This window comes from Streptomyces atriruber (assembly GCF_001418325.1).
GTDB classification, from domain to species: Bacteria; Actinomycetota; Actinomycetes; order Streptomycetales; family Streptomycetaceae; genus Streptomyces; species Streptomyces atriruber.
The window spans coordinates 1-5,831 of the sequence record NZ_LIPN01000562.1 but is presented as its reverse complement, the minus strand read 5'-3'; the positions used below and the strand labels follow the sequence as shown (position 1 = coordinate 5,831).

Below are 5,831 nucleotides of genomic sequence, written 5' to 3'. Positions count from 1 at the left end.
ACGTTCTTCTGTACGCCCCAGGCGACACCCCCACCCCCAGCACGAAGTGCTGCCTCAGCGATGCCCCCGTGCCGAAGCCCGCCTCCGCCGCGATGCGGTCCACCGTGTGGTCCGTCGACTCCAGCAGCTCCCGCGCGCGGTCCACCCTGCGCTGCGTCAGCCACTGCATCGGTGTCAGGCCCGTCTCCTGTCTGAAGCGGCGGTTGAACGTACGTACGCTCATCGATGCCCGGGCGGCCAGCTCGCCCAGCGTCAGGGGGTCGTGGAGGTGGTCCTGCGCCCACGCGCGCGCCGCGCCCGTCGACGTCGACTCCCGCACGGGGACCGGGCGTTGGATGTACTGCGCCTGGCCGCCCTCCCGGTGCGGCGGCACCACCGTGCGGCGTGCCACGTCCGCCGCCATCGCCGCCCCGTGGTCCTCGCGGATCAGGTGCAGGCACAGGTCCACTCCCGCCGCCTCCCCCGCCGAGGTGAGGATGCGGCCCTCGTCCACGTACAGGACGTCGGGGTCGACCGTCACCGAAGGGAACGTACGGGCGAACAGATCCGTCGACAGCCAGTGCGTCGTCGCCCTGCGGCCGTCCAGCAGGCCCGCCGCCGCCAGCACGAACGCCCCCGTGCAGATCGAGGCGAGGCGGACGTGCGCTGCCGAGTCCAGGGCCCGTGCCAGTGGCGCCGACAGGCCGCCCGGGGTCAGCGACTCGTCCTCCTCGTGCGAGGCGGGCACGACCACCGTGTCCGCCTCGGCCAGCGCCTCGGGGCCGTGCGGCGCGCCGATGGGGAAGTCCGCGTCCGTGCGGATCGTGCCGGGGCCCGGCACCGCGCACGTCCGCACCTCGTACAGCCGCTCCCCCGAGGGTCCTCGCGCGCCGCCGAACAACTGGTGCACCAGGCCCAGTTCCATCGGCAGCACACCGTCCCGCACGAGCACCGCCACCCGGTGGATCCGCTTCTCTGTTCGTGTTCGCACATCCCTATCTCACACCCTCACACCCTCACACCCTCACTTCGTCGCCGCCGCCGACAGCGGCGTCGCGATGTCCTCCAGCGACCTCCGCTCCGCGTTCACCGCGAGCGCCGCCGCCACCAGGCCCGCCGCGCACATCAGGCCCGCGCCGATCCGGAACGCCAGGACCGTGTCGCCGACCACGCCCGACTCCGTCAGGTCGGCGAAGATCAGCGGGCCGCTGATGCCGCCCGCCGCCGTGCCGATGGCGTAGAAGAAGGCGATGGCCATGGCGCGCGTCTCCATGGGGAAGATCTCCGACACCGTCAGATACGCGCTGCTCGCGCCCGCCGACGCGAAGAACAGGACCACGCACCAGCAGGCCGTGAGCGTCGTCGCGGTCAGCGAGCCGCGGCCGAAGAGCCAGGCCGTGGCGAAGAGCAGGACGCCGGAGAGGAGGTACGTCGACGAGATCATGATCCGGCGGCCGACCGTGTCGAAGAGCTTGCCGAGGAAGAGCGGGCCGAGGAAGTTGCCGGCCGCGATGACGGCGAAGTAGTAGCCCGTACTGCCGGACGGGACGTCGAAGAACGTGGTCAGGATCGCGCCGAAGCCGAAGGTGATCGCGTTGTAGAGGAACGCCTGGCCGATGAAGAGGGACAGGCCGAGCACCGAGCGCTTGGGGTACTCGCGGAAGACCGTCTTCGCGATGAGGCCGAAGCCGATGCTCTTGCGCTGGTGGATGGTGATCTCGCGGTCGGGCGGCGGCAGGCGTTCGCCCTTCTCCTCCTCGATCTCCCGTTCCACCGACGAGACGAGCCGCTCCGCAGCCTCCCCGTGGCCGTGGATGAACTGCCAGCGCGGGCTCTCCGGGACGTGGCGGCGTACGAGCAGGATCACCAGGCCGAGGACGACGCCGAGGGCGAAGGTGAGCCGCCAGCCCAGGTCCTTGGGGAAGATGCTCGTGTTGAGCATGAGGACCGAGAGCAGCGAGCCGCCGATCGCGCCCAGCCAGTAGCTGCCGTTGATGATCAGGTCGACGCGGCCGCGGTACTCGGACGGGATCAGCTCGTCGATGGCGGAGTTGATGGCCGCGTACTCACCGCCGATGCCGAAACCCGTCAGGAAGCGGAAGAGGAAGAACCACCAGGCGTCGAAGGAGAGCGCCGTGAGGGCGGTGGCGCCGAGGTAGACCGCGAGGGTGACCATGAAGAGCTTCTTGCGGCCGTACTTGTCGGTCAGCCGGCCGAAGAAGAGCGCACCGACGCAGGCCCCCGCGACGTAGAGGGCCGCCGCGACGCCCGTGACCTGGGCGGAGGTGATCGTCAGGCCGCTGCCGTCCTCGGAGAGGCGGCTCGCGATGTTGCCGACGGTGGTGACCTCGAGACCGTCCAGGATCCAGACCGTGCCGAGACCGATCACGATCATCCAGTGCCAGCGGGACCAGGGCAGCCGGTCCAGGCGGGCGGGGACCGCGGTGGTGACGGTGTTGTTCCCCGGGTCCCGGCCGGTCTCGGGGGACGGCGTGGGCGACGCGGTCATGGCGGGCGGCTCCTTCCGCTGCAGCCACGTCGCCGGGCAGGGGTTCCCGCACTGCGCTCCCCGCACCGCTGCGCACGGGCGACGGCTCCCTCGACGTCGAGGGGCCCCTCCAGAGTGCCCAGCCAACCGGCCGCCACGCGCGCCGGAGCGCGGCTACGCCCCCAGCAGCCGCGACACCGTATAGATCGCCAGCCCCGCCAGGGAGCCCACCACCGTGCCGTTGATCCGGATGAACTGCAGGTCACGGCCGATGTGCGCCTCGATCTTCTTCGAGGTGTGCTCGGCGTCCCAGCCGGCCACGGTGTCGGTGATGAGCGAGGTGATCTCGTCGCGGTACGTCGTCACCACGTACACCGCCGCGCCCTCCACCCAGCCGTCCACCTTCTGCTGGAGCCGCCCGTCCGTCGCCATCCGCGCGCCGAGCGACAGCAGCGAGGCCCGCACGCGCAGGCGCAGCTCGCTGCGCTCGTCCTCGGCGGCGGCCACGATCATCTGCCGCACGGCCGACCAGGTGGAGGCGATCAGGTCCTGCACCTCGCCGCGCCCGAGGATCTCCCGCTTCAGGCGCTCCACGCGCTCCCGGGTGTCCGTGTCGGACTGGAGGTCGCCCGCGAAGTCGGCGAGGAAGCGGTCGACGGCGCCCCGCGCGGGGTGCTCCGGCATGTCCCGCATCTCGGTGACGAAGCGGAGCAGCTCCTTGTACACCCGCTCGCCGACCCTCTTGTCGACGAACCGCGGGGTCCAGCCGGGCGCCCCGCCCTGCACCGCGTCCATCACCGAGTCGGCGTGCTCCACGAGCCAGTCGTGCGCGCGGACGCACACCAGGTCGACGACGCGCTTGTGGCCGCCGTCCGCCACGACCTTCTCCAGCATCTTTCCCATGCCGGGGGCGATCTCCTGGGCGTCGGCGCGGCGCGTGATGGCCTCGCCGACGACGGCCTGCACGTCCGAGTCGCGCAGGACGGTCAGGGCGCCGCGCAGGGCCGTGGCGAGCTCGGCGGTCACCCGGTCGGCGTGCGCGGGCTCGGCGAGCCAGGTGCCCAGTCGGCTGCCGATGCCGACGGCGTGCAGACGGCCTCGTACGACATCGGCGGAGAGGAAGTTCTCCCCCACGAAGTCGCCCAGGGAGGCGCCCAGCTGGTCCTTCTTGTTCGGGATGATCGCCGTGTGCGGGATGGGCAGGCCGAGGGGGTGGCGGAAGAGCGCGGTGACCGCGAACCAGTCGGCGAGCGCGCCGACCATGCCCGCCTCGGCGGCCGCGGCCACGTAACCCGCCCAGGGGCCCGCGCCGGAGTGCTGCGCCCACTTCGCGAGTACGTAGACGACGGCGACGAAGACGAGGAGGCCCGTCGCCGTGATCTTCATGCGGCGGACGCCGCGGCGCTTCTCCTCGTCGGCGGGGCTGTAGGTGAATCCGCCGGGCGCGGGGGTGTCCTCGACCGGGGTGGAGGCGTTCTTCACGGTGGCAGAGGCGTCCTCCACCGCACCCTTTAGGCCATTCGTGGAGCCGGGCGCCCCGAGGGCGGCGTCATCGGCTCCCGCTCGAGTGCGGCTTGAAGAGCGGTCTCCGCGGGCATGCTGCTCGCCGTGCACCTCGGCCGATTCCTCCGCATTTGCGCGATCCACTCACTCCACCTGGCCCGTTCGCATCGTCCTCGTCCGCACTGTTCCCCTGTCCTGTGTCCCGATTGTCCCCACGACCTGTGTTCTACGCCCCTTCCTGACCTACTCCTGGAACGGACGACAAGTTCCCGGCGTCTCATGGGACGGAGGGGGGCAGTGTCGGCCGCCTCACGGCCCATGCCGCATCATGGGGTGATCACACCGGAGCCTCGGGGCTCCCCCTGCCCGAGGAGAAAGAGCCCGCATGACCAAGCGACACGGTTATGCCCTTCTCGCCGCGGTTCTCGCGGTCATAGTGGTGATTTCTGCCGCCATATACGTCGGGGTCACCGGCACGGACGGCGGCTCACAGGACATCAGCGCGGGCCCCCGTGGCCCCCGCAGCTCCGCCGCACCCGCCTCCTCCGGCGTCTGGGTCGGCTCCTGGTCGGCCTCGCCCGCGGGGTCCGAACCGGGCACGGAGCAGAAGGGGTTCGCCGGCCGCTCCATCCGCAACGTCGTGCACACGAGCGTCGGCGGCAGCAGCGCCCGCATCACCCTTTCGAACCTGTACGGCACGACGCCGCTCAGCATCACGCACGCCTCGATCGCGCTGGCCTCCGCGTCGAACAACCCGGCCGCCGCGGCCGGCACGCTGCGCAGGCTCACCTTCAACGGCAACACGTCCGTGGTGATCCCGCCGGGCCAGCAGGTCATGAGCGACGCGGCCAGGGTTCGGGTGCCGCACGACGCGGACCTGCTGGTCACGACGTACTCGCCGACCCCGTCGGGTCCCGTCACCTACCACCCCCACGCGCGGCAGATCAGTTACGTCGCCGAGGGTGACCGCACCGAGGACCAGCTCGGCGACGCGTACACCGAGCAGAGCCCGTACTGGCGCTACCTCTCCGCGGTGGACGTACTGAGCAACGAGACCGACGGGACCGTCGTCGTCTTCGGCGACTCCATCACCGACGGCATCTCGTCCACGATGGGCGCCAACCGGCGGTGGACCGACGTCCTCGCCGACCGGCTGCGGAACGAGTCGGGCGCGCCGCGCTACGGCGTCGTGAACCAGGGCATCAGCGGCAACCGCATCCTCTCCGACGGCCTCGGCAACCCCGCCATCAACCCCAGCGGGCTCTCCCGCTTCGACCGGGACGTACTGGGCCGCACCGGGGTCAAGGCCGTCGTGATCGCCCTCGGCGTCAACGACATCCTGCGCAACCCGCACCAGAACGATCCGGACCGCATCGTCGAGGGGCTGCGCGAGCTGACCCGGCAGGCGCATACGCGCGGGCTGCGGGTGGTCGGTGCGACGCTGATGCCGTTCGGGGGGCACCGGGGGTATGCGCCCGCTCTGGAGGGCGTGCGGCAGGCCGTGAACGAGGAGATCCGGTCGGGGCGGGTGTTCGACGAGTTCGTCGACTTCGATCGGGCGCTGCGGGATCCCTATGATCCGCGGAAGCTCACGGGGCGGTATGACTCGGGGGATCATCTGCATCCGTCCGATGCGGGGTTCCGGCGGATGGCCGAGACGTTCAACCTCTCGCACCTCAAGGGCTCGGCTGCGGCCGAGCTCTGATCTCTCCTGGCGGGGCGCCTGGTGGGGCCTGGGGGCCTGGGGGCCTGGGGCCTGGAGGTTCCCTGCGGGTCGTGGGTGGCTGGTCGCGCAGTTCCCCGCGCCCCTGGGGTAGCCGTCGTGCCGCCAGACCGTGTAGCTCGGCCTACCCGGGGGTTT

Annotated in this window: 4 protein-coding genes; 1 reads left to right on the top strand and 3 read right to left on the bottom strand. The window is 71.3% G+C overall.

Annotation, left to right across the window (positions count from 1 at the left end; all coding sequences use genetic code 11):
• From AOK03_RS38425 to AOK03_RS38415, 3 genes are all read right to left on the bottom strand, one after another.
• Positions 1 to 904, bottom strand: a 904-nt coding sequence (locus tag AOK03_RS38425) for a GlxA family transcriptional regulator (protein ID WP_055569994.1), incomplete at its 3' end; no start/stop codon positions are given.
• A gap of 99 nt (positions 905 to 1,003) precedes the next feature.
• Positions 1,004 to 2,488, bottom strand: coding sequence for an MFS transporter (locus AOK03_RS38420; protein WP_055569992.1), 1,485 nt, complete (start codon positions 2,486 to 2,488; stop codon positions 1,004 to 1,006).
• A gap of 153 nt (positions 2,489 to 2,641) precedes the next feature.
• Positions 2,642 to 3,853 (bottom strand): DUF445 domain-containing protein, encoded by a 1,212-nt coding sequence (locus AOK03_RS38415; RefSeq protein WP_244177927.1) that lies wholly within the window; start codon positions 3,851 to 3,853, stop codon positions 2,642 to 2,644.
• A 502-nt stretch (positions 3,854 to 4,355) separates the two neighbouring features.
• On the opposite strand from AOK03_RS38415, the gene AOK03_RS38410 reads away from it, so the two are divergent.
• The gene (locus AOK03_RS38410; protein ID WP_055569991.1) at positions 4,356 to 5,675 is read left to right on the top strand and encodes an SGNH/GDSL hydrolase family protein; all 1,320 of its coding nucleotides are present in this window, start codon (positions 4,356 to 4,358) and stop codon (positions 5,673 to 5,675) included.
• Positions 5,676 to 5,831 lie beyond the last annotated feature (156 nt).